Annotated in this window: 22 protein-coding genes; 12 read left to right on the plus strand and 10 right to left on the minus strand. The window is 63.4% G+C overall.

The features are described from left to right. The first annotated feature begins 53 nt into the window (after nucleotides 1-53). A complete protein-coding gene (gshA, locus tag AB5Y81_RS01275) occupies nucleotides 54-1652 on the plus strand; it encodes a glutamate--cysteine ligase (RefSeq protein ID WP_005308917.1) in 1599 nt (532 codons plus the stop codon). Nucleotides 1653-1715: 63 nt separating this feature from the next. Here gshA and AB5Y81_RS01280 read toward each other — a convergent pair whose 3' ends face one another. Then, nucleotides 1716-3506, minus strand: coding sequence for a long-chain fatty acid--CoA ligase (locus AB5Y81_RS01280; RefSeq protein WP_025202221.1), 1791 nt, complete (start codon nucleotides 3504-3506; stop codon nucleotides 1716-1718). Nucleotides 3507-3692: 186 nt separating this feature from the next. Here AB5Y81_RS01280 and AB5Y81_RS01285 point away from each other — a divergent pair, with 186 nt between their 5' ends. Beyond that, entirely contained in the window at nucleotides 3693-4238 is a 546-nt protein-coding gene (locus AB5Y81_RS01285; RefSeq protein WP_025202220.1) for a hypothetical protein, read from the plus strand. A 23-nt stretch (nucleotides 4239-4261) separates the two neighbouring features. Here AB5Y81_RS01285 and rimI read toward each other — a convergent pair whose 3' ends face one another. Both rimI and AB5Y81_RS01295 read right to left on the minus strand, forming a co-directional pair. Beyond that, entirely contained in the window at nucleotides 4262-4711 is a 450-nt protein-coding gene (gene rimI / locus AB5Y81_RS01290) for a ribosomal protein S18-alanine N-acetyltransferase (RefSeq protein ID WP_025202219.1), read from the minus strand. Nucleotides 4712-4765: 54 nt separating this feature from the next. Beyond that, on the minus strand, nucleotides 4766-5245 hold the full coding sequence (locus tag AB5Y81_RS01295) for a DNA polymerase III subunit psi (RefSeq protein WP_124250893.1): 480 nt from the start codon (nucleotides 5243-5245) through the stop codon (nucleotides 4766-4768). 238 nt (nucleotides 5246-5483) lie between these two features. Between AB5Y81_RS01295 and AB5Y81_RS01300 the strand changes: the two genes are divergently transcribed. Together AB5Y81_RS01300 and viaA are read left to right on the plus strand one after the other, a co-directional pair. Continuing rightward, nucleotides 5484-7091, plus strand: coding sequence for an ATPase RavA domain-containing protein (locus AB5Y81_RS01300; protein WP_162519908.1), 1608 nt, complete (start codon nucleotides 5484-5486; stop codon nucleotides 7089-7091). 52 nt (nucleotides 7092-7143) lie between these two features. Further along, on the plus strand, nucleotides 7144-8598 hold the full coding sequence (viaA, locus tag AB5Y81_RS01305) for an ATPase RavA stimulator ViaA (protein ID WP_025202217.1): 1455 nt from the start codon (nucleotides 7144-7146) through the stop codon (nucleotides 8596-8598). On the opposite strand, the gene AB5Y81_RS01310 is transcribed toward viaA, so the two are convergent. Then, nucleotides 8545-9468 (minus strand): DMT family transporter, encoded by a 924-nt coding sequence (locus AB5Y81_RS01310; RefSeq protein WP_208200074.1) that lies wholly within the window; start codon nucleotides 9466-9468, stop codon nucleotides 8545-8547. The two genes, viaA and AB5Y81_RS01310, sit on opposite strands and share 54 nt — an antisense overlap. A gap of 137 nt (nucleotides 9469-9605) precedes the next feature. Between AB5Y81_RS01310 and AB5Y81_RS01315 the strand changes: the two genes are divergently transcribed. Beyond that, entirely contained in the window at nucleotides 9606-10058 is a 453-nt protein-coding gene (locus AB5Y81_RS01315; RefSeq protein WP_043169196.1) for an Lrp/AsnC family transcriptional regulator, read from the plus strand. Nucleotides 10059-10064: 6 nt separating this feature from the next. On the opposite strand, the gene AB5Y81_RS01320 is transcribed toward AB5Y81_RS01315, so the two are convergent. After that, the gene (locus AB5Y81_RS01320; RefSeq protein ID WP_226009944.1) at nucleotides 10065-11069 is read right to left on the minus strand and encodes a sensor domain-containing diguanylate cyclase; all 1005 of its coding nucleotides are present in this window, start codon (nucleotides 11067-11069) and stop codon (nucleotides 10065-10067) included. A 223-nt stretch (nucleotides 11070-11292) separates the two neighbouring features. On the opposite strand from AB5Y81_RS01320, the gene AB5Y81_RS01325 reads away from it, so the two are divergent. From AB5Y81_RS01325 to AB5Y81_RS01335, 3 genes are all read left to right on the plus strand, one after another. Continuing rightward, a complete protein-coding gene (locus tag AB5Y81_RS01325) occupies nucleotides 11293-13155 on the plus strand; it encodes a diguanylate cyclase (protein ID WP_341536318.1) in 1863 nt (620 codons plus the stop codon). Between the two features lie 241 nt (nucleotides 13156-13396). Continuing rightward, on the plus strand, nucleotides 13397-14986 hold the full coding sequence (gene prfC, locus AB5Y81_RS01330; RefSeq protein WP_085947086.1) for a peptide chain release factor 3: 1590 nt from the start codon (nucleotides 13397-13399) through the stop codon (nucleotides 14984-14986). A 168-nt stretch (nucleotides 14987-15154) separates the two neighbouring features. After that, on the plus strand, nucleotides 15155-15493 hold the full coding sequence (locus AB5Y81_RS01335; RefSeq protein WP_065018273.1) for a nuclear transport factor 2 family protein: 339 nt from the start codon (nucleotides 15155-15157) through the stop codon (nucleotides 15491-15493). Between the two features lie 174 nt (nucleotides 15494-15667). Here AB5Y81_RS01335 and AB5Y81_RS01340 read toward each other — a convergent pair whose 3' ends face one another. Further along, entirely contained in the window at nucleotides 15668-16606 is a 939-nt protein-coding gene (locus AB5Y81_RS01340; RefSeq protein WP_279484858.1) for a bifunctional helix-turn-helix transcriptional regulator/GNAT family N-acetyltransferase, read from the minus strand. A gap of 205 nt (nucleotides 16607-16811) precedes the next feature. Next, on the minus strand, nucleotides 16812-17849 hold the full coding sequence (locus AB5Y81_RS01345) for an alkene reductase (protein WP_019839899.1): 1038 nt from the start codon (nucleotides 17847-17849) through the stop codon (nucleotides 16812-16814). Between the two features lie 188 nt (nucleotides 17850-18037). On the opposite strand from AB5Y81_RS01345, the gene AB5Y81_RS01350 reads away from it, so the two are divergent. Further along, on the plus strand, nucleotides 18038-18604 hold the full coding sequence (locus AB5Y81_RS01350; RefSeq protein WP_208200065.1) for a TetR/AcrR family transcriptional regulator: 567 nt from the start codon (nucleotides 18038-18040) through the stop codon (nucleotides 18602-18604). A gap of 131 nt (nucleotides 18605-18735) precedes the next feature. On the opposite strand, the gene AB5Y81_RS01355 is transcribed toward AB5Y81_RS01350, so the two are convergent. Continuing rightward, nucleotides 18736-19071, minus strand: coding sequence for an endonuclease domain-containing protein (locus tag AB5Y81_RS01355; RefSeq protein ID WP_005308961.1), 336 nt, complete (start codon nucleotides 19069-19071; stop codon nucleotides 18736-18738). A gap of 357 nt (nucleotides 19072-19428) precedes the next feature. Next, nucleotides 19429-20382 (minus strand): LysR family transcriptional regulator, encoded by a 954-nt coding sequence (locus AB5Y81_RS01360; protein WP_279485511.1) that lies wholly within the window; start codon nucleotides 20380-20382, stop codon nucleotides 19429-19431. A gap of 153 nt (nucleotides 20383-20535) precedes the next feature. Here AB5Y81_RS01360 and aguA point away from each other — a divergent pair, with 153 nt between their 5' ends. Together aguA and AB5Y81_RS01370 are read left to right on the plus strand one after the other, a co-directional pair. Beyond that, the gene (aguA, locus tag AB5Y81_RS01365) at nucleotides 20536-21633 is read left to right on the plus strand and encodes an agmatine deiminase (protein ID WP_279484857.1); all 1098 of its coding nucleotides are present in this window, start codon (nucleotides 20536-20538) and stop codon (nucleotides 21631-21633) included. Between the two features lie 136 nt (nucleotides 21634-21769). Continuing rightward, nucleotides 21770-23473, plus strand: coding sequence for an amidase (locus AB5Y81_RS01370; protein ID WP_368146513.1), 1704 nt, complete (start codon nucleotides 21770-21772; stop codon nucleotides 23471-23473). Nucleotides 23474-23589: 116 nt separating this feature from the next. Here the strand turns inward: AB5Y81_RS01370 and AB5Y81_RS01375 are convergent, their stop codons facing one another. Further along, nucleotides 23590-24165, minus strand: coding sequence for a hypothetical protein (locus AB5Y81_RS01375; protein WP_201899685.1), 576 nt, complete (start codon nucleotides 24163-24165; stop codon nucleotides 23590-23592). Between the two features lie 401 nt (nucleotides 24166-24566). On the opposite strand from AB5Y81_RS01375, the gene AB5Y81_RS01380 reads away from it, so the two are divergent. Next, nucleotides 24567-25328 carry a CphA family subclass B2 metallo-beta-lactamase gene (locus AB5Y81_RS01380; RefSeq protein ID WP_236665263.1) on the plus strand — a complete coding sequence of 254 codons (762 nt, stop codon included), beginning with the start codon at nucleotides 24567-24569 and terminating at the stop codon, nucleotides 25326-25328. Nucleotides 25329-25468 lie beyond the last annotated feature (140 nt).

Raw genomic sequence — 25468 nt, forward strand, 5'->3', positions numbered from 1 at the left:
TACATAAAAATAGTGCCGCCCCCCTGTGGGGCGGCCACACATGAGCCGTGAATATGACTACGACAAGCTTGTCACTCACCGAGTTGTTGACCGCCCTGGGTTCGCCGGAACGGCTGACCGCCCTCAAGGGGATCCGGCGCGGGATCGAACGTGAATGTCTGCGCATCACCCCACAGGGGACCCTGGCCCAGACCGATCACCCCAGAAGTCTGGGCTCGGCACTGACCCATGCCAACATCACCACCGACTACTCGGAGAGCCTGCTGGAGTTCATCACGCCGGCCACCGACTCTATCGACAGCCTGCTGGAACAGCTTGGCGACATCCACCGTCACACCATTCATCACCTGGGTGATGAGCGGATCTGGCCACTCTCCATGCCCTGCTTCGTCGGCGACGAGGAGAACATCCGGCTGGCCCAGTACGGCAGCTCCAACATCGGCCGGATGAAGACTCTCTACCGGCAGGGGCTGAAGAACCGCTACGGCAGCCTGATGCAGGTGATCGCCGGGGTACACTTCAACTTCTCCATGCCGGACAGCTTCTGGTGCGAGTGGCAGGAGCTGGTGTGCGAGGGGTGCTGCAGCCAGCGCTTCATCTCCGACAAGTACATGGGGCTTATCCGCAACGTCTACCGCTTCGGCTGGCTGGTGCCCTACCTGTTCGGCGCGTCGCCGGCCATCTGCGAATCCTTCCTCAAGGGGCGCAAGAGCAACCTGCCGTTCCAGAAGACCGGCAAGGGCACCCTCTACCTGCCCTACGCCACCGCCCTGCGGCTGTCGGATCTGGGTTACACCAACAGCGCCCAGGCGGGGCTCAAGATAAGCCACGACAACCTGCCGGCCTATGTGAGCAGCCTGCGCCGCGCCATCAACACCCATGATCCCGACTTCGCCAGGATCGGCGTCAAGGTGAACGGCGAGTACCGCCAGCTCAACGACAATGTGCTGCAGCTGGAGAACGAGCTGTACGCGCCGATCCGCCCCAAGCGCACCCCGCGCAGTGGCGAGAAGCCGTCCGACGCGCTGGAGCAGCGTGGCATCGAATACATCGAGCTGCGCACCGTGGACGTCAACCCCTTCACCCCGTATGGCATCGAGGTGGATCAGATCCGCTTCTTCGACCTGTTCCTGGTCTGGTGCCTGCTGCGTCCGTCCCCTGTGCTGGATGACGAAGAGATCGCCCGCAATCGCCGCAACCAGACCAAGGTGGTGCTGGAGGGGCGCCGTCCCGGCCTCGAGCTGGAGGACGAACAGGGCAACCCCATCGGCCTCAAGGAGTTCGGCCTCAAGCTGTTCGACGAGCTGGCCGAGGTCGCCGCGCTGCTGGATCGCTGCTGCGGCCGCAACCGCTACCGCGAGACCCTGGCGATGCACCGCGAGAAGCTGCTCAATCCCGAGCTCACCTACTCCGCCCGCCTGCTCAAGCAACTGCTGGAAAGTGGCAAGGACAACGGCGCCTTCGCCGACGAGCTGGCGAGCCGCTACCGGGAAGAGATGCTGGCGGGTGAGCTGCAGTACTGGGACGAAGCCTATTTTGCCGGCGAGGCACGGGAGTCGCTGGCCAAGCAGCGGGAGCGGGAGCGCAGCGACAGCCTGTCGTTCGACGACTTCCTGGCCGACTACTTCGGGACCAGCAAGACCCCGGCCTGATGACAGGCAACAAAAAAGCCGCTCTTGAAGCGGCTTTTTTATTTCCGGAAATCCGAGCGGTAATCAGACGTGGTTATACATGGCCTCGATTTCGCTCTGGTACTTGGACTCGATGATCTTGCGGCGCAGCTTCATGGTGGGGGTCAGCTCCCCCAACTCCATGGAGAAGGCGCTCGGCAACAGGGTGAACTTCTTCACCTGCTCGAACTTGGCCAGCTCCTTTTGCAGATCCTGGATGCGCGCCTCGAAGAACTCCACCACCTTGGAGTGGCGCAGCAGTTCGGTCTTGCACTGGTACTGCAGGTTGATGGAGCGGGCGTACTCTTCCAGCGACTCGAAGCAGGGCACGATCAGCGCGGAGACGAAGTGGCGGGCATCGGCGACGATGGCGATCTGCTCGATGAAGCGATCCTTGCCGAGGGTCCCCTCCACCAGTTGCGGCGCCACGTACTTGCCGTTGGAGGTCTTCATCAGCTCCTTGAGGCGCTCGGTGAAGTAGATGTTGCCTTCGCCGTCGAGCTCGCCGGCATCGCCGGTGCGCAGGAAGCCATCCTCGGTCATCACCTCGGCGGTGGCCTCGGGCTTGTTGTAGTAGCCGCGCATCACGGTGGGGGAGCGCACCAGCAGCTCGTTGTTCTCACCCAGCTTCACCTCGATGCCGCTGAGCGCCGTGCCGATGGAGCCCAGCTTGAACTGGCTGTCCTCGTAGCAGCAGACGGTGGCGGTGGTCTCGGTCATGCCGTAACCGTACTTGAGGTTGAGCCCCATGGCCTGGAAGAAGAAGTTCACCTCGTCGGCGAGGCGGGCGCCGGCCACCGGCAGGAAGCGGGTGCGGCCGCCGAAACGGGCGCGCAGCTTGCGAAACACCAGCCGCTCGGCGAGCCAGAGCTGGCCGTAGAGCAGGGGAGAGGCGGCTTTACCCGCCTGGCGGGTGGCGACCATCTGCTTGCCGACCCGGGTGGCCCAGCCGAACAGGGCCTGACGCAGGCGTGGGGCCTGAGCGACGCGAGCCTGGATCATGGCGTAGGCCTTCTCGTAGAGGCGCGGCACGGCGCACATCACGGTCGGCTGCACCTCGCCGATGACATCCATCACCTTCTGCGGATCGCGGATGTAGACGTTCTCGGCGCCGCAATAGAGCACGTAGTAGGTCCAGGCGCGCTCGAACACATGGCTGAGCGGCAGCATGCAGAGCGACACGTCCTGCTCGTTCAGATCGAGGCGGCTGTTGTGCATCTCGAAGCAGGCGGCGATGTTGGCGAAATCGAGCATGACCCCCTTGGGCTCACCCGTGGTGCCCGAGGTGTAGATCAGGGTCAGCAGATCGTCCATCCGGTACTGGCTCTCACGCTCGCGCAGCCCCTGTTCGCTGGGCTGGTGATTGCCGGAAGAGAGGAACTCCTGGAAGTGGCTCGCCTGCGGGCAGCCGCGCAGGTTGACACTGCCGTCGAGGGCGATGAGCTGCTGGATCTCGCCGCTTTCAATGAGTTGCAGCGCCTGGTCGAACTGGGGCTGTTCGCCGACGAACAGCACCTTGATGCCGGCATCTTTGACGATGTAGCGCAGCTGATCCAGAGTGCTGGTGGGGTAGATAGGGACGCTGACGCCGCGGGCGGCCAGGATGCCGAGATCGGCCTGGGTCCACTCCGGCATGTTGCGGGCATAAATGCCGACCATCTCGGTAGGCTGGTGGCCGGCGCGGATCAGCGCCTGGGCGCAGTAGTCCATGGCCTGCCCCAGGGTACGCCAGCCGATGGCACGCCACTGGCCATCCTGTTGTACGCGCAGGGCGGCCTTGTTGCCAAGCCGGGCGATACGTTCCCGCATCAGTCGAACCAGGTGGTGTTTCGGCATCAGTCAGACATCCTCAAGTAACAGTTGTACGCCCTAAGGGGCACTGAAAAATCGCGCTGGAGTTTAAACTCTAAGATTACAGCTTACAAGTGTTCGCCATTTGTCTTGGATCACAAAGTCGTCAATTAGGGGGCGCTTGAGGCATGATGGTGGCTGACGTGTGGAGCCATTCAGGGAGGGAGCATAATGAGTGTCGGTATCAAGGGGGTGGTGACCGGGGTATTGCTGTTGCTGGCGGGGGCCGGCGGGCTCTGGTTTACGCTGGGAGGCTCGGGTAGCGAGGAGGACAACCCCTGGCTGAGCGGCGCCGAAGGCTACGCCCAGGCGCAGCAGCTGGCCCTGCAGAAGGGCTATCCGCTGCTCTACGTGATCGAACGCGCCAAATGCCGGCGCTGCAAACTGCTGGATACCACCCTGTGGCAGACAGAGGAGATGGCGCCTGTGCTGGCCCGGCTGGTCAAGGTGCGTCTCAACCCGAATGCCGGGGATGGCAGCGAGCAGATACTGCGCCGCTTCCCGCAGGTGGCGACCCCGCCCGGCATCTATGTGCAGCAGCCGGGCGAGCCGCTCAAGCCCATCAAGATAGTGGTGGATATCCAGCAGATCTGGATGCCCGGGGTGACCTGGCAGCGCGGCTTCTTCATGCCGCTCTCCGCCGCCGGCTTCGAGGCAGTGCTGCACACCACCCAAAGCCTGCAGGATCCGGCCCTCGACAACGCGCCGCTGCTCTAGTGCTGCAGATGTAGCGCGGCGGCTTAGCCGAAGTCGAACAGGCGGGACATCAGCACGGCATCTTCCCGATCCTGACCGGTGCCGTAGTAGTCGGCGCGCCGGCAGTACTCGGCAAACCCCTCGCTCTCGTAGAGGCTGATGGCGGTGCTGTTGCCGGCCCGCACCTCGAGGAACCAGGCCTCGGCCTTGTTGGCCTTGCTGCGGCTCAGGTACTCCCTGAGCAGCTCCCGCCCCAGCCCCTTGCCCTGAAAGTCGGGATGCACGCAGATGTTCATCAGCGAGCTGTCGCCCGCCACCAGATCCGAGATGTAGAAGCCGGCCGGCTGGCCGTCGACCAGCAGCAGGCCGTTGAGATAGCGTGGCCCGAAGCAGGAGAGCAGGTTGGCCTGACTCCAGGGCTCCTTGTGGGCAGCCTGTTCTATGGGGTAGATGAGCTCGAAGTCGGTCTCGAGCAGGGGACGAAATTGCACCATGGTGGCTCCGGGTCGGGGCGGCTGAACGAAGAGAGATGCGGGGCGCACGGCTGGTCAGCCGAGGCGCCCCTTGAGCTGCAGCCACAGAGCCCGTTTCTGGGCCGGGCTGGGGGTGAGCGGGCAGATCAGAGCCTCTGGCCAGGCGGGATCGGCCGCCTCCAGCCAGAGCAGGGGCGGGGTGTGGCCGGCGGGCAGGCTGCTCAGCAGGCTGACCTCGTCGCTGCCGATGCCGAGCAGCTGGCAGAGATCCGCCAGCAGACCGGGGGCCGGCAGCCGGCTCGCCAGGATCCAGAGCTTGCCGCTCGGCGGCTCGCTCGGCACGGCCGGGGCGGGGACCGCCTCCTGCTGACTCGCCTGAGCCTCACTGGTAGGTGCGGGCGCAGCCTGATGGCCCGCCAGCAGGGCCGGCCGGCGCAGTTGCCAGCTAGGGATGCCCATCCGGGCCAGCAGGTGTTGCCGCAGGCGAGCGGATGCCTGGTCGGGTTGCTCGGGGACGGGCTCCCGCGCCGTGGTCAGCTGCACTGGATCTTGCATGGGCGATGACTCAGTCTTGATCTGCATTGATGAAAAAAGCTCTGCGCAGGGTACACTCGAACGCGTTTTGCTGCATCTTTTGCGGTATGTTTTAGCCAGGAGAGGCGCTCCGGCGCCCGGCAACCGGCCGGTGCGAGCCTGAGGCGACCTCCCGACAATACAACAAGCAGGACAGGGAACCTTCGATCGCGTCGCGGGTGTGCCGGTTCCAGACAACCCCAGTATCGGAAGTGCGCCTATGCCACCTTTAGCATCACAGAATCTTCGTCTCGCCCCCATTCACGAACGGCTGCCACGCCTGCTGTCGGCCCTCGGCGAGGGGCTTTACGAGCGCCAGGATGCCCTGCGGCTTGGTCTGCTGGCGGCCTTGTCCGGCGAGAGCGTGTTTCTGCTGGGCCCGCCCGGCATCGCCAAGAGCCTGATTGCGCGGCGCCTCAAGCTGGCCTTTCATGAAGCGCGCCACTTCGAGTACCTGATGACCCGTTTCAGCACGCCGGAGGAGGTGTTCGGCCCCCTCTCCATCCAGGCGCTGAAGGAGGACGGCAAGTACCTGCGGCTCACTGCCGGCTACCTGCCGGAGGCCGAGGTGGTGTTCCTCGACGAGATCTGGAAGGCGGGCCCCGCCATCCTCAACACGTTGCTCACCGCCATCAACGAGCGGCAGTTTCGCAACGGCGACAGCCAGCACCCCATCCCCATGCGGCTGCTGGTGACCGCCTCCAACGAGCTGCCGGCCCCCGACAGCGGGCTGGAAGCGCTCTACGACCGCATGCTGGTGCGGATCTGGATGGACCGGGTGCAGGAGAAGGCCAACTTCCAGGCCATGCTGGCCAGCGACGGCCAGTCCCACCAGAATCTGCCGCCCTCGGTGCAGATCCACGGCGACGAGTATCTGGAGTGGCAGGAGCAGATCGACCGGGTTCGGCTGCCGGACGACTGCTTCGAGCTCATCTATCAGTTGCGCCAGCAGCTCGACAGCCAGCTGGCACACAGCTGCTACGTGTCGGATCGGCGCTGGAAGAAGGCCGTGCGGCTGATCAAGGCGAGCGCGTTTTTCAACGGCCGCGACGAGGTGGCCCCGCTCGATCTGCTGCTGTTCAAGGATTGCCTCTGGCATGACGAGGCCTCGCGCACCGCCCTGCTGGAGATGATGACCGAATTCTCCCGCCTCTACGGCTATCAGCAGCTGACCATGACCCGTCAGCTGATGGGGCTGCGGGACAAGTTCAAGCAGCTCAAACAGAGCGTGGCCCAGCGCCTGTGCTGCAAGGCCAGAAAGCGCCAGCAGTGGTTCGGGCGCCGCGCCCGCGGCATCCAGATCCCGCTGGCCAACGCCCGCCCGTTCGGCAAGCTGGTGCACTTCCACCTGCTCACCCAGGCGGCGCTGGATGGCGACGATCCGGAGCGGCTGGTGGAGACGCTGGTGTTCGACCGGACCCTGCTCTCCCACTGGCATCCCACCGGCGAGTCGCTGGTGGGCTGGCCGCTTGGCAACCCCAAGGAGGGTCACTACGAGCTGGTGCTGGACGACGAGCTGCGGCTGCACGTGCTGGATCTGCAGCGCCAGCAGATCCCGCTGGTGCTGGTGGAGCGCACCCCCATTCCCGAGGTGGTGATCACCCCCTGGCAGGCGGCCCTGACCGAGCTGCTGGCGGAGGCCGGCGTGCTGGCGCAGGAGCTCAAGCGCCAGCGCAACCTGTTCGAGCGTCATCAGCAGCACCTCTTCATCGGTCGTCACTGGTTGCAGCAGGTGGAGGACAGCTTCTTCGTGCTGAACCGGGATCTGGATCAGCTGCGCACCGACATCAGCCAGTGGCACGACCGGCTGCCGCAGCTGGACGCCTGAACCATGGCGAGCGCGAAAGGGACTGTGGTGAGCCTGGTCGGCGGAGGTCGCCATGCTTGAGATCGGCATGATGGATCTGGGGCTGCTCATGGGCGAGGGGGAGCTGGCGGGCGAAATGGCGCTCTTGCTGGCCTCCACCCCCAAGATCTCCGAGTTCATCAAACGCTCCCCGCTGCAGGGCAAACTGCTGCAAAAGCGCATCCGCCGCTGGAGCGATCAGCTGGGGGAGGAGATGCGCCACAAGCCGGTGCCGGTGGCGCTGGAGCAGGAGTATCGCCTCTATCAGGCCCACAAGGGGTTGCCGCTGGCCGAGCTGATGGGGCGCCTGCCGGCCCTGCTGGACGGGCTTGAGCAGTACAGCCCTTTCGCCGGCGAGGCGCGCAGCCTGGTGCGCCAGCTGATGGCTCACCCCACCGACAGCCAGCGCCAGCTGTTGATCGAGAAGTGGCGCACCAGCCTGGTGGGCAGCCTGCTGCAGCTGCAGCAGCAGATCGCCGAGGCGGAGCGGGAGAAGCAGCGCCAGGAGATCGAAGATCAGCTGCTGGCGAGCCGTACCCTGGCCGATGCGCTCGATCCCAACCAGATCTCCGCCGGCGGGCTCTGGGATTTGGCGCAGGGGAGCTGGCACAAGCGCAGCCTGGTGCTGGTCAAGCAGTACGCTCGCATGCTGCAGCGCGAGCCACTGCTGGCGGAGATCGCCAACCTGCTGGGACGCAGCGAGCAGGACAACCGGGCCAACGACTCGCCGGTGCCGCCGGTGCAGGTGCACGAACTGGAAGAGGTGCAGACCGACGACGTGCCGGACGATCTGGTGGGCATCCACCCGGCCAGCGACCTGATGCGACTCTTGCCGAGCGAGGCGGTGATGCTGGCGCTGCCGGAGCTGGAGCTGGAGTTCTACCGCCGCTATCTGGAGCGGCGCCTGCTCAGCTACCAGTCGCGCGGCACCCTGCCGCGCCAGCGCATCATGCTGCGCACCCCTGAGCTTGGCGGGCGGCAACTGCAGCAGCGGGGGCCCTTCATCGTCTGCATCGACACCTCGGGCTCCATGGGGGGCTACCCGGAGGAGTGCGCCAAGGCGCTGTTTCTGGCGCTGCTCAAGGTGGCGATGGACGAGAAGCGAGGCTGCTACCTGATGCTCTTCTCCACCGAGGTGGCGACCCTGGAGATCACCGCCGACACCGGGCTCGACAAGGCGGAGCGCTTCCTCTCCATGAGTTTTCACGGCGGCACCGATCTGGTGCCCTGCCTCGAGAAGGCCCTGATCAAGCTGGATGACCCCGCCTTTGCCAGAGCGGACGTACTGGTGGTCTCCGACTTTATCGCCCAGAGCCTGCCTCACAGCCTACTGGATCGGATGAACCGCCAGCGCAAGCAGCAGACCCGCTTCCACGCGGTGGCCATGTCCCGCCACGCCAAACCGGCGCTGCTGCGGGTGTTCGACAACAGCTGGCTACTCGACTGCGGCCTGCGCGGTCGCCTGTTGCGCCGCTGGCAGCGCAGCTGAAACCCGCCGTGCCGGCAGACTGGCCAGCACCACCCCGACACACAAGAGGCCAAGCGCCAGCCACACCGGCGGCGTGATGCTCTCCCCCAGCAGCCACCAGGCCAGCATGGCCGCCATCACGGGCGTGAGCGAGCCCAGCGCCGAGCTGACCTCAGCGCCCAGGGTGCGGATGGCGTGGGCGTAACAGAGTGCCGCCAGCAAGCCGGCGCCTATCCCTTGCAGCAGACCCTGCCAGAGCCAGACGCTGGCATGGCTCACGGTGGGCAAGGGGCTCCACAGGAGCGTCGGCAGCAGCAACAGGGCCGACGGCACCGCCACCAGCGCGGCCGCATCCAGAGCCGCCAGTCCGCTGCGTCTGACCGCCAGGGTAAACAGGGCCCACAGCAGGGTCGCCCCCAGAAAGCAGAGCTGTCCCTGCCATAATCCCGGTTCTCCGCCCAGCAACAGGATGGCGGTGGCCAGGGCGATGAGGGCGAGCCCCCAGCACCGCTGCAGGGGGCAGGGGGCGCGCCACAACAGCAGGCCCAGCAGGCTGACCATGAGGGGCACAGTGCCTGGGATCAGGGCGCTGCCCTGGGCCACCGGGGCCAGCTGCATGCCGGTGGCGCCGAGCCAGAAGAAGGGCAGGCCGGCTCCCGCCAGCATGGCCAGCTGCCAGCGCAGGGGCGTGCGGCGCAGACGGATGCGGTGACGCCAGTAATAGGGGAGCAGCAGCAGGGCCGGGATACCGAAGCGCAGCAGCGCCAGCGCCTGTGGCGGGAGTTTCTCCTCGGCGCCAAGGCGCAGGGAGAGAAAGAAACCGGACCAGAGCAGCACGGTGGCGAGGGCGGCGGCCCAGCCGCTGCAACGGGGTGATGGTGTGAATGACATCGGGCTCCCTCCATGGCGTGTCCCGGGTCATTATCACGCCAGGGGGGAGGGTGTTGCAGGGCAAACTGTTTGAGAAATTGGGGTGTAATTGCTAGTTTCAGCCAATCCAAAAGGGATTTTTACCGGATATCACCAAGATGCTCGACAGGATTGATTTACATCTGCTGCGCTTGCTGCAACAGGATGGGCGCCTCACTACCGTGGAGCTGGCGGAGCAGGTCGGCTTGTCCGCCTCCCCCTGTGCCCGGCGCCTGAAGCGGCTGGAGGGGGAGGGCCATATACGGGGGTATCGCGCCGTGCTGGCGCGGGAGAAGCTCGGGCTTGGCATCACCATCTTCGTCAACGTGCGGCTCAGTCAGCACAGGGAGCCGCTGGTGGAGGCCTTCGAGCAGGCGGTGGCGGCCATGGCGGAGGTGATCAGTTGTCACACCGTCTCCGGCAACTACGACTACCTGCTGGAGGTAGTGGTACCCGACCTGCCCGCCTACGAGCAATGGATCCGGCGGTTGCAGTCCCAGGACATGGTCAACGACATCAGCAGCCACTTCGCCATTCGGGCGGTCAAGGTGATGGGGCCGCTGCCCATCTGACCCTGTTCAGGGGCGGGGCTGGTGGCCGAGCCCGCGCTCGTTGACCTGCTCCTGATCCAGCAGTGGCTGGCCACTCGGCCGGGCGACATGAAAGCCCCGCTTGCCGCTGCGCTTGACCCGATACATGGCCTGGTCGGCCCGGGCCAGCGCCGTGCTGAAATCATCCTGCGGCCGGATTGCCGCAATCCCCATGCTCAAGCCCACCGAGGCGTCGCCGTTGGGCAGCTCGAACGGGGTGGCGATGGCGTCGATGCACTGGCTGGCCAGCTGGCTGGTGCGGGGATCGTCGCTGGCCCAGGGCAGCAGCAGCACGAATTCGTCGCCGCCGAGCCGGCCTATCTTCACCCCCTCCTCGCAACAGTCGCGCAGCCGGCGGGTGAGGGCGATCAGCAGCTCGTCGCCGGCGCGGTGGCCCAGGTTGTCGTTGACCTGCTTGAAGTCGTCGAGATCGATGAAGCAGATGGCTTTGAAACCCTGGTTGAACTTGCGTTGCAGGGCGGTGCGGTTGGCAAGGCCGGTGAGGGGATCCCGGTGGGCGAGCCGGGCCAGCTGCTGTTCGTACTCCTTCTCGTGGGTGATGTCGATGTGGGTGCCCATCACCCGAACGGGGTTGCCCTGTGCGTCCCGCTCCACCACCCGGCCCCGGTCCAGCACCCAGGTGGTCTTGCCGTCCTTGGCGATCATCCGGTGCATCACCTGATAAAACGGGCTCTTGCCGCTCAGGTGATCGAAGAAGGCCTGCAGCACCCGCTCCCTGTCTTCCGGATGCAGATGCTCGCGCCAGACGTCGAAGTGGGCCGACAGCTCCTTGGGCTGATAGCCGAGCATGGAACCCCAGCGCCGGTTGAAGATGATGAGCTTGCCGGTGGGGACGTGATTCTGCCAGATGCACAGACCGGTGCCGTCCATGGCGGCTTCCAGCTTCTCCCGCGCATCGTCGGCGACCCGCCTGAGCCGTTCGTTCTCCTGCAGCAGCTTGTCGTAGGCCGCCTGCAGCTCCTGATATGTCATCAACCTGCGCTTCCCTGTGTTGGATGGCGCCTATAGTCGATGCTGATTTTCCATCTGTAAAGGGGCGCGTTCGGTCAGCGTGAGAGCCTGCCGGATCTGGCCTATCTCCTCTCTTTTTCCATGGTTGCTGTGTGTTGCTGCAAGGCGAGATATGATGGGGGGAGTGAGCATATTCGTGTACTAGCACCACCTGAGGGGAAACCGAACCGGCATGAAACGCATCATGACCCTGATCCTGTTGACGGGATTGTGTACGCCCCTCGCCTGGGCGGCCCGGGCGCCGCTGACCGAGCCCCAGCTCTCCCGCGAGTTACAGCTGCTGGAGGAGGGGTTCCAGCCCGATCGCATGTTCCGGCTGCGCATCGCCGCCCTGGTGGCGAGCAAGGAGGCCTATCCCCCCGACGTGCAGGGGCGCATCGTGCGGCTGCAGTGCTGGGCCATGCCTTCCGAGTGGGACGACGAGTACCGTGCCGTGGTGGACTTTGCCGACCAGGAACTGACCGGTGCCCAGGCCCGCAAGGACAGGATCACCGAGACAGGTCTGCTGGCCTGCCGCGCCTTTCATCAGCAGATGCTCGGCAACATGGAACAGGCCAAGGAGGACTACCAGCAGGCGCTGGTGCTGGCCCGCCGGCTCGGCGATCGGGTGCAGGAGGCGGACATCCTCAGCTTGCGCGGCGACATGTACGCCTATCAGGGGGAGCTGGCGGAGGGGCTGATGGAGCTCATCGAGGCGCACAAGCGCTTTGAGTCGCTGGGGCTGGATGGCAAGGCGCGGGAGGTTCTGGCCCAGATCGCCAACGCCTATCGGCGGATGGGGCTCTATGAGCGGGCCGAGGGGTATTTCGAAGAGCTGGCCCATGACTACAGCGCCCTGCGTGCCCAGGAGCCGCTGGTGAGGATCCGCTCCCAGCAGGGGCTGCTCTACTCCGAGATGGGGGAGTATGACCGGGCGCTGCCGCTGATGAAGATGGCCGAGCAGTTCTATCGTTCTCAGCAGAAAGAGGGGCTGCTGGCCTGGGTCCGGATCGAGATCGCCACCATACTGCTCAATCAGGGCAAGGTGACCGAGGCGGTGAGCAAGTTGCGCCAGGCTGACGCCATTTTGCAGGGGCGCGAGACCTCCGACAGCGTGACCCTGGGTCACTGGCAGCTGGTGATGGGGATGGCGGAGGCGGCGCAGGGCAACCCGACCAAGGCGCTCTACTACCTGGCCCACGCCGAACCCATTTTCGTCAAGGAGAAGAACCAGCGCTTCCTGGCGCGGGTCTACGAGGTGCGGGCGCGGATCCTGGAGCAGCAGGGCCAGATCAGCGCCGCCCTCAGCAACCTCAAGCTGTTTGTCGAGACCAAGCACTCGCTGGAACGGGTGCTCAGGGAGCAGCGCTCGTTGCAGATGCGCTTCGAGTTCGACCTGGCCCGCAAGGAGCTGGAGAACCAGGCCCTCAAGACCAAGCAGCTGCTGCAGGAGGCCAAGCTCAAGCAGCTGCAGGAGCGGCGCCACTGGCAGTACGTGGTGGTGGCCCTGCTGTTGCTGGTGATGGGCATGCTGGCGCTGCACCAGTTCAATCGCTCCCGCCAGATGCGCCGGCTCGCCATGACCGACGATCTGACCGGGCTGCACAACCGCCGCCAGATCCAGAACAAGGGCCAGAACTGGTTCAGACAGGCGAGGGAGCAGGGCAAGCCCTTCTCGGTGCTGCTGCTGGACATCGACCACTTCAAGCTGGTCAATGACCAGCTGGGCCACCACGTGGGGGATCTGGTGCTGGCCGCCGTGGCCAAGTGCATCGCCGCCCAGCTGCGTTCGCTGGACAGAGTGGGGCGCAACGGCGGCGAAGAGTTTCTGGTGCTGCTGCCCGACACCTGTCTGGACGAGGCGATGGAAGTGGCGGAGCGGATCCGTCATCGCGTCTCCCAGCTGCGTATCGAGGGGATGCCGGAGGGGCGTTTTGTCAACGTCAGCATCGGCTGTGCTCAGCAGGGGCCCCAGGACGAGACGCTGGGAGATTTGGTGCAGCGGGCCGACGAGGCCATGTACCGGGCCAAGCAAGCCGGCCGCAACCAGGTGATGCGGGCCGAATAGGGCGCACCACCCTGCAAAGCCGGGCTGGGTATTTTTCACTCGCGCGGGTATAATGTCGCGCAATTTTGCTTTGGCTCAGGCGAGAAGACCCATGTAACGCAACCCTCTTCCTCTCTCCACCGGCGGATCTGATGCCCGCCCGAGTGGCCCGTTGCGTATCCATGCCTGACCGTGAGTCAATGCGGCATCCCGGAATTATTCCCACGGTGGCCAAGGCCGCCGCCCAATAGAAGAACGTTGAATTATGTCAGCTGAATTTCTGAGTGAAGTCTCCAAGAGACGCACTTTTGCGATCATCTCGCACCCGGATGCGGGTAAAACCACCATCACCGAAAAGGTTCTGCTGTTCGGACAGGCCATTCAGCGCGCCGGTACCGTCAAGGGCCGTGGCTCGGGCCAGCACGCCAAATCCGACTGGATGGAGATGGAGAAGCAGCGCGGTATCTCCATCACCACCTCGGTGATGCAGTTCCCCTACGCCGACTGCCTGGTCAACCTGCTCGATACCCCGGGTCACGAGGACTTCTCCGAAGATACCTACCGTACCCTGACGGCGGTCGACTGCTGCCTGATGGTCATCGACGCCGCCAAGGGTGTTGAAGACCGGACCCGCAAGCTGATGGAAGTGACCCGGCTGCGTGACACCCCCATCCTCACCTTCATGAACAAGCTGGACCGCGAAGTGCGCGATCCCATGGAGGTTATGGACGAGGTGGAGCGCGAGCTCAACATCATGTGCGCCCCCATCACCTGGCCCATCGGCTGCGGCAAGTCCTTCAAGGGTGTCTATCACCTCTACAAGGACGAGACCTATCTGTATCAGAGCGGTCAGGGCCACACCATCCAGGAGAAGCGGGTGGTCAAGGGGTTGAACAACCCCGAGCTGGACGCCGCCATCGGCGACGATCTGGCGGCCCAGCTGCGCGGTGAACTGGAGCTGGTGCAGGGCGCCTCCCCCGAGTTCGATCACGACGCCTTCATCGCCGGCGAGATGACCCCGGTCTTCTTCGGTACCGCACTCGGCAACTTCGGTGTCGACCACATGCTGGACGGCCTGACCGACTGGGCGCCGGCCCCCATGCCGCGCAAGGCCGAGAGCCGCGAAGTGGTGGCGACCGAGGAGAAGTTCTCCGGTTTCGTGTTCAAGATTCAGGCAAACATGGATCCGAAACACCGCGACCGTATCGCCTTTATGCGCATCGTCTCCGGCACCTACAGCAAGGGCATGAAGATGCGCCACGTGCGCATCGGCAAGGACGTGAACATCTCCGACGCCGTGACCTTCATGGCCGGTGACCGTGAGCAGGCGGAAGACGCCTTCGCCGGTGACATCATCGGTCTGCACAACCACGGCACCATCCAGATCGGCGACACCTTTACTCAGGGTGAGGATCTCAAGTTCACCGGCATCCCGAACTTCGCGCCGGAACTGTTCCGCCGCATCCGCCTGCGCGACCCGCTCAAGCAGAAGCAGCTGCTCAAGGGGCTGGTGCAGCTCTCCGAAGAGGGGGCGGTGCAGGTGTTCCGTCCGCTCATCAGCAACGATCTCATCGTCGGTGCGGTCGGTGTGCTGCAGTTCGACGTGGTAGTGTCGCGCCTCAAGAGCGAGTACAACGTCGAGGCCATCTACGAGGCGGTCAACGTCGCCACCGCCCGCTGGGTGGAAGGGACCGACGTCAAGAAGTTCGAGGAGTTCAAGCGCAAGAACGAGGTCAACCTGGCCCTCGATGGCGGTGACAACCTCACCTACATCGCGCCGACCATGGTCAACCTGCGCCTGGCCCAGGAGCGTCACGCCGACGTCCAGTTCCGCCAGACCCGCGAGCACTGACAAGGGCTCGCCGACAGGCAGACAAGATAAAAAGAGACCCCGCTTCGGCGGGGTCTCTTTTTGTATGGCGAACAGGGCGCGGATGGGGGGAGCGCCGCCGTCACCGGTCGACAAGGGGGAGCAATGCCCCCTATAAAGGAGGCTTACACATGATTCAGGGAGTGATGCATGTCGGTCGAACTGCCCGTCGAGGCACAATTTAACGCTTACAACGCCCACGATCTCGAGGCCTTCCTGGGCTGCTTCTCCGACGCGTTCAAGGGGTACCGGATGCCGACGGAGAGCCCGAGCACAGTGGGCAAGGAGGCGCTCAGCGCCTTCTATGCCGAGCATCGTTTCAACAACCCGGCCCTGCGGGCCGAGCTGCTGGCGCGCACCGTCATTGGCAACAAGGTGTTCGATCACGAGTTGATCTATGGCCTCTCCCCCGAGCCCATCGAAAGCATGGCGGTGTTCGAGGTGGAGGCCGGCCTTATCAAAACGGCCTGGTTCTACTTTCCCACCTGACAGGCGCCCGGTGCCCCTGTCTGCCTTGGCCTGACTGCAAACACCGTCCGCTAACACCGGCTGACGTCAGGCCTCGCCCTTCATGCTTCTTCGCGCCACTCGCCGCCCGGCTCTGAGCGACAGGCAAAAAAAGGGCGGCACCAGGGCCGCCCTTGTTCATCCGGTATTTATGCCTCACGCCACAGGCAGGGTCTCGTTGGCGGCGAGCGCCAGCACCATGCAGATCTCGCAGGCATCGTGGCCTGTGCTGCCGAGCGGCCCCGGCAGGTGCTCGAAGCCCAGGGACTCGTAGAGTGCGGTGGCCTCGCGCAGCACGGCGGTGGTCTCCAGGTAGCAGCGCTGATAGCCGAGCGAGCGCGCCTCGTCCAGCGCCTGCAGCACCAGCCGCCGTCCCAGTCCCAGCCCGCGCAGGGAGGGCATGAAGTACATCTTCTGCAGCTCGCAGACTTGCCCCTCTTCCCCCGCCAGCGGCGCTATGCCGCCCCCGCCCAGAATGGAGCCATCGGGGCCCTCGATCACCCAGTAGCGGCTGCGCTCACCCAGGTAGGTTTCATGAAGAAAGTCGAGATTGGGATCCGCTACGCCGTAGCCCTTGTCGGCGGTGAGGCCGTATTCGGCGGAGACGGCGCGCACCACGGCAGCGATGGCTGGGTTATCGGCCTGGGTGATGGGGCGAATGCGATAGCCCTGCTGGCGGCGGGCACGGGAGAGCGCGCTGCGATAGAGGCGCAGGCCTTCCCACAGCTGCTCGCGCTCGGCGAGGGTGAGTTGGGCCAGGGTCTCCTCCATGGCGCTGTCCATCTCCTGATGCAGATCCAGCAGTTGAGCCTGGCCGGCGATGGTGAGGCGCGCCTCCTTGCTGCGACCATCGGACGGATGGGGATGCCAGCTGATGAGCTCGCGCTCGGCCAGGCGGGCCAGCGGGCGGCTGGCGTTGGACTTGTCGATGCGCAGCCGTTCGGCCAGTTGCTGGTTGGTGGCGGGGCCGCTCTCCAGCTCGATCAGCAGATGGGCTTCGAGCGGGCTGAGCGCCAGTTCGCCGCACTGTTGGGAGAGCATGCCGAGTTCGCGAACCAGATCGCGCGACAGGGCGCGCAGGGGGCGGAGATCCATATCAGGGCTTCCTATTTGGTTGTCATCAACAACCAATATAGCCAACTAGTTGTTACTAGCAACTTTTTTATTGGGTCAGCGAGGGATCACGGAACTGGCGGGCATGACGAGCAGGCACAAAAAAGGGCCCGAGAGGGGCCCAAACATTGGAAACCCGCGCGAGGGCGCGGATCCCATCCTTGGTCAGGCAAGGTGCCGGCGAGCGTTAGACCAGCTCGGCCAGCATGGTGTCGGCATAGGGCACCAGGGCATCGCCCTGTTTCACCTTGGCGAGGTAGTCCGGGTTGGCGATGAGCGGGCGACCGATGGCGACCAGGTCGAAGCGGTCGGCCTCGATGGCCTCGGCTGCGGTCTCGGCGCTGTAGTTGCCCACCCCCACCAGATGGCCGTCGTAGCGGGCGCGCAGGTAGTCGGAGGCGCGGCCGTCCAGGTAGTCGAAGGTGAGGCTGTCATCGAAGATGCCCAGATGCACATAGGCCAGGTTGCGCTGGTTCAGCTCGGCCAGCAGGTGGTCGAACACGGCGCGATCCCGGGCATCCCCTTCCAGGTGCACATAGGCGCCGGGGGAGAGGCGCAGGCCCACCCGATCCCCGCCGATGCGGGCATTGATGGCATCCACCACTTCCAGCGCGAAGCGGCTCATGTTCTCCGGGCTGCCGCCGTAGTTGTCGGTGCGCAGGTTGCTGGCGTGGTGCAGGAACTGATCGATGAGGTAGCCGTTGGCACCGTGGATCTCCACCCCGTCAAAGCCCGCTTCGATGGCGTTGGCGGCGGCCTGGGCGTAATCCTCGACCAGCTGGGCGATTTCGCGCTCGGTCAGGGCGCGCGGCACCTGATAGACCAGCTCGCGCATGCGCGGCACCGTGCCCTCATGGGCGACGGCAGAGGGGGCCAGCACTTCGGCGTGGTGGAAGAAGGGGTGGGAGAGACGACCCACGTGCCACAGCTGGGCGAAGATCTTGCCGCCGTTGGCATGTACGGCGCCGGTCACTTTCTTCCAGCCGGCGATCTGCTCGGCGCTGTAGAGCCCAGGAGTATTGGGGTAGCCCTGACCGTCCGGCCGGATGATGGTGGCTTCGGAGATGATGAGGCCGATGTCGGCGCGGCGCGCATAATAGGCGGCCATCTGCTCGGTGGGCACCAGGCCCGGGCCCGCCATGCAGCGGGTGAGGGGAGCCATCATGAAACGGTTGGCGAGGGTGAGGGTGTCGTTGAGGCGATAGGGCTGAAACAGGGTATTCATGATCGTCTGTCCTGAGGGAGTGATTCTTGAACGTGCATTCAAGACGTTTTTTGTTTTGTGTGCAAGTCTTTTTTGAACGAGCATTCAACATGGGTTGGTGTTGCCGTCCCGCTGGGGTAAACTTGCCGCCCTCTTATTTCCCCCCACCGGCCCAAGGCCGGTGAATCCGCTTTTTCAACGGAGAAACCATGCGCAGCGCCGAGTTCAACCGGGACGACGTCTTGCGAAATGCCATGGAGGCATTTCGGGCCAAGGGTTACGCCAAGACCACCATGCAGGAGCTGGTGGCGGCGACCGGGTTGCATCCGGGCAGCCTCTACGCGGCGTTTGGCAACAAGCGCGGCTTGCTGCTGGCGGCGGTCGACCACTATGTGCAGGAGAAGAGCGCCCTGCGGCGCAGCTTCTTCGCCGCCGCGAGCCCGCTGGCGGGGGTGCAGGCTTATCTCGAGCAGGTGGTGAACGACGCCCTCTGCGGCACCTGTCTGGTGACCCGCACCCTGATGGAGCTGGCGGAGCAGGACGAAGAGCTGCACCTGAAGCTCAAGGCCATTTATGGCGAGCTGGATGCCGATCTGGCCGCGGTGCTGAGCCTGGCCCTCGAGCGCGGCGAGCTGGCGGCCGGGCGCGACATCCAGACCCTGACCGCCTTTCTGCTCATCAACATCCAGGGGTTGGTCACCTTCGCCCAGTGCCGCCCCGACCCCGTCCTGCTGGGCGGCGTGGTCACCCAGCTGATGACGGCCCTGCGGGCATAATGCCTCTCCCATAAACAACCATGGCTCCCGCGGGAGCCATGGTTGTTTATGGGGATGTCACGCGTAGCCGGGTTGTTTGCCCCCTTCTCCCCTCGCGGGAGAAGGGTTGGGGATGAGGGGGAGGGCTCTGCTCAGCGCAATGAGAGCAAAAGAAGTTCCAGTACGGCCTCCATCCGACTCAACACATCGTTATTCCACACCCTGATCACCCGAAAGCCCTGCTGATTGAGGTAGGCCGTTCTTGCACCATCATATTGCCGCCCCGCCGGTTCGTTGTGCTGTGACCCGTCTACCTCGATGATCAACCTCTGTTCAAGAGAGATGAAATCGACAATGTAGGGCCCGATGGGCATCTGGCGACGGAATTTCACCCCAGCCAGACGGCGGTCGCGCAATTGCAGCCACAGCTTCTGTTCGGCAAGGGTGGCTTCTCGCCTCATGCGCTTGGCAAACGGATGGGTTCTCATGGTGCCTATCCAGAGCTATTTGACGCTATTAGATATAGCCATTCTCTCGTCTGGTGACTGAGTGGGTTGCTTCCCCTCACCCTGACCCTCTCCCAGAGGGAGAGGGGACAGATCGAGTGACATTTGTCATCTTGTCGATCATCTCGGGCTTGAGTGGGGTTTTGTGACAATGAACTGATGAACTGATGAACTGATGAACTGATGAACTGATGAGTCGATCGTTGTGGGATGGATATGCTTCACCCCGGCAGGCAGGCAGGCAGGTTGTCAGCCATATCGCCAGTGGCACGGAACCAGCCCCCTTCTCCCCTTGCGGGAGAAGGGTTGGGGATGAGGGGGAGGGCACTCCCAGCCGGGTTACTCCGGATTAACCAGCTCTTTCATCAGATTCTTGAGCCACACCAGGGCCGGTTGCTGCGCATGCACCGGGTGCCAGACGCAGTTGAGATGATAATCCGGCACATCTTCGGGCAGCGGCAGGCTTTTCAGCGGCCAGTGGCTGGCGAGCAGTTCGGCCACCATGCTGGGCAGCACCAGCAGGTGATCGCTTTGGCTGACGATGGCGGCGGCGGACATATAGCTCTGGCTGTTGACCGAGATGGTGCGGCTGAAGCCCAGCGTTTTCAGATAGCGATCCAGGCTCGCCTCCGAGGTGCCAAGGGGCGAATGGAACACGTGGGGCATCTCGATCAGTTGCGTCAAGCTGATGCGCTCGCCCTGCAGCGCCGAGTTATCCCCACTCTCTGCAAGCGCCGGGGCGGCCATCGGCAGATCGGCGCGCACCAGCCCGGCCAGCGGCTCGGTGAGCCAGGTCTCCTTGCCCAGATACCCCGGCACCTGCATGTACTCGTCAAAGCCCAGCACCAGATCTATCTCACCGCTCGCCAGCTCGGCTTCGGGCAGGGTGTCGCGCAGGATGCGGATCTCGATGGTGACCCCGGGGGCCAGCCGTTTGAGGCACTGGATCAGGGGCGGGATGAGCACGCACTCCACGTAATCCGTGGTGCAGAGCACGAAGCGGCGCTTCGACTGGCTCGGCTCGAACACCTCCTCGTCGCTGAGCTGCTGTTCCAGCAGTCGCAGCGCCTGCTGCACCCCCAGATGCAGCCGCTGGGCGCGCGGGGTTGGCAGCATCCCCTGCGGGGTGCGCACCAGCAGCGGATCGCCAAAGAAGGTGCGCAGACGATTGAGTGCATGGCTCATGGCGGGCTGGCTGATAAAGAGGGTTTCGGCGGCGCGGGTGACGCTGCCCTGCGCCATCAGGGCGTCAAAGGCGAGCAGCAGGTTGAGGTCGAGCTGGTGCAGTTTCATCAAGATTATTTGCCAGGCTTATGGGACAATCCATCCTATTCATTTGATGGATGTGAGCGCAACTTCTTACACTGCGACCACTGTTATTTTTCCAGGATCCCCGCGCCGCGTTTTCACGCCAGCGGGGTCTCAATCCATGCAAGGAGCCTTGCGATGAGCATCAAGACCATGAACACCACGCCGGCCGCTGACGGCTTCACCATGCCCGCCGAGTGGGCACACCAGCAGGCCGTCTGGATGATCTGGCCGTTTCGCCCGGACAACTGGCGTGAGGCCGGTCGCTTCGCGCAAGTCACCTTCGCCAAGGTGGCGGATGCCATTGGGCAAGCCACCCCGGTCTTTATGGGGGTGCCGGCCCAGTTTATGGCGCAGGCTCGCGCCATCATGCCCAGCCACGTCACCCTGGTCGAGATGAACAGCGATGACTGCTGGGCCCGCGACAGCGGCCCCACCATCGTCACCAACGCGGCTGGCGAGTGCCGTGGGGTGGATTGGGGCTTCAACGCCTGGGGCGGCCACAAGGGCGGTCTCTACTACCCCTGGGATCAAGACGAGCAAGTGGCGGCCCAGATGCTGGCACAGCACGGCATGGATCGTTACGACGCGCCGCTCATTCTGGAAGGGGGCTCCATCCACGTCGACGGCGAAGGCACCTGCCTGACCACCGCCGAGTGCCTGCTCAACGAAAACCGCAACCCGCACCTGAGCAAAGCGCAGATCGAAGCTCACCTGCGCGACTATCTGGGCGTGCAGAGCTTTATCTGGCTGGATGAAGGCGTCTACATGGACGAAACCGACGGCCACATCGACAACATGTGCTGCTTCGTGCGCCCGGGTGAAGTGGCCCTGCACTGGACTGACGACCAGAACGATCCCCAGTACGCCCGCTCCGTGGCCGCCCTCAAGGTGCTGGAAGCGGCGGTCGACGCCAAGGGGCGCAAGCTGAAAGTGTGGAAGCTGCCCCAGCCGGGCCCGCTCTACTGCACCCAGGAAGAGTCTGCCGGTGTCGAGAGCGGTACCGGTGTGCCGCGCGAGGCAGAAGGTCGTCTGGCCGGCTCCTACGTGAACTTCCTCATCACCAACGATCGCATCGTCTACCCGCTGCTGGATGCCGCCACCGACGGCGAAGCCCAGCGCATTCTGGAAGAGATCTTCCCGGAGCATAAGGTCGTCGGCGTGCCGGCTCGCGAGATCCTGCTGGGCGGTGGCAATATCCACTGCATTACTCAGCAAATCCCTTCCGGGAAATAAGAGCCTGTTCCAAGCCAGCTGAGGTTGGTATTCAAAGCCCCACGCCGTGGGGTTTTATCTCTTGATGACATGATGGTCGCAGGCGCTGATGCGGCGATCATCATGACAAACAGTCACCCTTTTACAGGAGATCCCCATGATCGAAGTGACCGAGGTTTCCATTGCCGAGCTGCGCGGTGCGCTCGAAGCAGGCCGCACCACCGCGGTCGAACTGGTCAAGGCCTATCTGGCCCGTATCGCCGCCTACAATGGCCCCGAGACTGCCACCAAGCTCAACGCTTTGGTAGTCCCCAACCCCGATGCGCTGAAAGAGGCGCAAGCGTCCGATGCTCGCCGCGCCCGTGGCGAAACTCTGGGGCCGCTGGACGGCATCCCCTACACCGCCAAAGACAGCTATCTGGTCAAGGGGCTGACTGCCGCCTCCGGCAGCCCGGCCTTCAAGGATCTGGTGGCCCAGCGCGATGCCTTTACCGTTGAGCGCCTGCGCGCCGCCGGTGCCATCTGCCTGGGCAAGACCAATATGCCCCCCATGGCCAATGGCGGCATGCAGCGCGGCGTCTATGGCCGCGCCGAGAGCCCCTACAACGTCAACTACCTGACCGCGCCCTTTGCCTCCGGCTCCTCCAACGGTGCCGGTACCGCCACCGCCGCCAGCTTCTCCGCCTTTGGTCTGGCCGAAGAGACCTGGTCGAGCGGCCGTGGCCCCGCTTCCAACAACGGTCTGTGCGCCTACACCCCGTCCCGTGGCGTCATCTCGGTGCGCGGCAACTGGCCGCTGACTCCGACCATGGATGTGGTGGTGCCTTATGCCCGCACCATGGCCGATCTGCTGGAAGTGCTCGATGTAGTGGTCGCCGACGATGCCGATACCCGTGGCGATCTGTGGCGCATGCAACCTTGGGTGCAGCTGCCCAAGGCCTCCGAGGTACGTCCGGCTTCCTATCTGGATCTGGCTGCCAAGCCCGATGCCCTCAAGGGCAAGCGCCTCGGCGTGCCGCGCATGTTTATCAACAAGGATGAACTGGCCGGCACCAGCGACAACCCCGGCATCGGCGGCCCGACCGGTCAGCGCATCCATACTCGCGAGGCCGTAATTGCGCTCTGGGAAGATGCGCGCAAGGCGCTGGAAGCCGCTGGCGCCGAGGTCATTGAAGTGGATTTCCCGCTGGTCTCCAACTGCGAAGGGGACCGACCCGGCGCACCGACCGTGTTCAATCGCGGCATCGTGAGCCCTGAGTTCCTCAACGACGAGCTGTGGGAGCTCTCCGGCTGGGCGTTCGACGACTTCCTGCGCGCCAACGGCGACCCCAAGTTGAACAAGCTGGCCGATGTCGATGGGCCGAAGATCTTCCCCCACGATCCGGGCACCCTGCCGAACCGCGAGGGCGATCTGGCGGCGGGCATGGACGAGTACGTCAATATGGCCAAGCGCGGTCTCAAGCGCTTTGACGAGATTGCCTCGGTGCCGGACGGCCTGCGCGGTCTGGAAAAGACCCGCAAGCTGGATCTGGAAGACTGGATGGACGGGCTCAAGCTCGACGCCGTGCTGTTCCCCACCGTCGCCGACGTCGCCCCGGCTGATGCTGACGTGAATCCGGCCTCCGCCGATATCGCCTGGAGCAACGGCATCTGGGTTGCCAACGGCAACCTTGCCATTCGCCACCTCGGCGTGCCGACCGTCACCGTCCCCATGGGGGTGATGGCCGATATCGGTATGCCGGTGGGCTTGACCTTCGCCGGTCGCGCCTATGACGACAACAAGCTGCTGCGCTTCGCCTCGGCCTTCGAGTCCACCGGCAGCAAGCGGATGGTGCCGCCACGCACGCCGCCGCTGGCTTGATTGTTGTGAGTTAAATATTCTGACGTGACCGATGATGAACGGTGTAAAAACCCACCTGTATTACAGGTGGGTTTTTTTATCATTTTAAAAAACTTATTAATAGATGGTGTGAAGGTTTAAAACATAACCATTGGATGCAGTTTTACATGCTTTTCATTCATGTTTTTCATAAAGTTAGTCTGTATTTGAAACTCAATGAAATCATTTCCTGTAAAGCTACTTTTCCCCCTGTTGAGCTTATGTTCTATCGAGGTGAGCAATATAGATTCATTTAGGAAGCAAAATCTATCTAACATAAGATTTCGATATGAAAAGAGAGCTTCTGCGGAGAAAAATGATTTTAAGGATTGTGAGGTACACTCGCTTTTCCCAATGAGGCATGAGGAGAATATTATTACTTTCCCATGGTTTTTTACTGGAATAAAACTATTTGATTTTCCATCAAGGCAATCTCCATTTGAAAAATAGAATCCATTTTCATTACCATGCCCTGAAAATATAATGATGTCTTCTTTGATTTTCTTTGAAAAAAAGTATTTAAGATCATCTAATGAATGGATTCGTTCATAATTAAAGTTCCATCCTGCAGATTTACAGAAAGGTCTCCAAAAATCAGCTGAGTTTCTTGAGACCATATCTCTTGTGTTCTTTCCATCTAAAACAGTATCGAAAACCCGAACTCCGTTGAACATATTAATACTCCACTTAAGGTAAACAGGGCTGCATCATCAAAGTGGACTTAGTTTACTGCTTGGTGAGTCTCGTATGAAGTCATGGTGTGTGCTGAACTTCGCAGAAATAAGGTTATGTACCAATAGCTAAGAGTATTCGGACGAGCGCGGCAAACGGACGATTACGCTGCGCTAATCGTCCCCACATCAAGGAGCCGACGGCATAGTCGGACCATTTCCCTCCCCCCACTGCAAATCCCCATGCTTGTCGTGGTTTGCTGCCGATTTCCCCCTGACTTCACCTTCTCTTCACACAAGCCCATTTTCCCTTCACAAATCCCCCGTATTTTCTGCCCACTGATAAATGGGCCCGGCTTGCCACAGGGGTGGCGAGGGGGCGGTTGGTTCGAGGGAGCAAGATGATGAAAGGTTGGATAAAGTGCGGGCTGGCCGGCGCCGTGGTGCTGGTGGCGAGCTTCTGGGGTGGCAGCGTGCGGGCGGCGGGGATGTCGCTGACGCAAGTGAGCGGCCCTGTCTATGTGGTCGAGGACAACTACTACATACAGGAAAACTCCATGGTCTATTTCGGGGCCAAGGGGGTGACGGTAGTGGGGGCGACCTGGACGCCAGATACCGCCCGTGAGCTGCACAAGCTGATCAAACGGGTCAGTCGCCAGCCGGTGCTGGAGGTGATCAACACCAACTACCACACCGATCGGGCGGGCGGTAACGCCTACTGGAAGTCCATCGGGGCCAAGGTGGTATCGACCCGCCAGACCCGGGATCTGATGAAGAGCGACTGGGCCGAGATTGTCGCCTTTACCCGCAAGGGGTTGCCGGAGTACCCGGACTTGCCGTTGGTGCTGCCGAACGTGGTGCACGATGGCGACTTCACGCTGCAAGAGGGCAAGCTGCGCGCCTTCTACGCGGGCCCGGCTCACACGCCGGACGGTATCTTTGTCTACTTCCCCGACCAGCAGGTGCTCTATGGCAACTGCATCCTCAAGGAGAAGCTGGGCAACCTGAGCTTTGCCGATGTGAAGGCCTATCCACAGACACTTGAGCGGCTCAAGGCGATGAAGCTGCCGATCAAGACGGTGGTGGGCGGTCACGACTCGCCGCTGCATGGGCCTGAGCTGATTGATCACTACGAGGCGCTGATCAAGGCCGCGCCCCAGTCATAAGCCGGCGCGGCGGCAGCCGGATGACGCGCTGGACGCACGGTAAAAGAGGTGCCAGGCCGGGCGTTGCTGGCAGGGGGGACGCCCTTGCCTCCTGTTTCGGGCTGTTCAAGGGCGGCCCCCTTTCATAAGATGGGCCTCTC

It is taken from the genome of Aeromonas sp. s2, assembly GCF_040907935.1.
Lineage (GTDB): Bacteria > Pseudomonadota > Gammaproteobacteria > Enterobacterales > Aeromonadaceae > Aeromonas > Aeromonas dhakensis.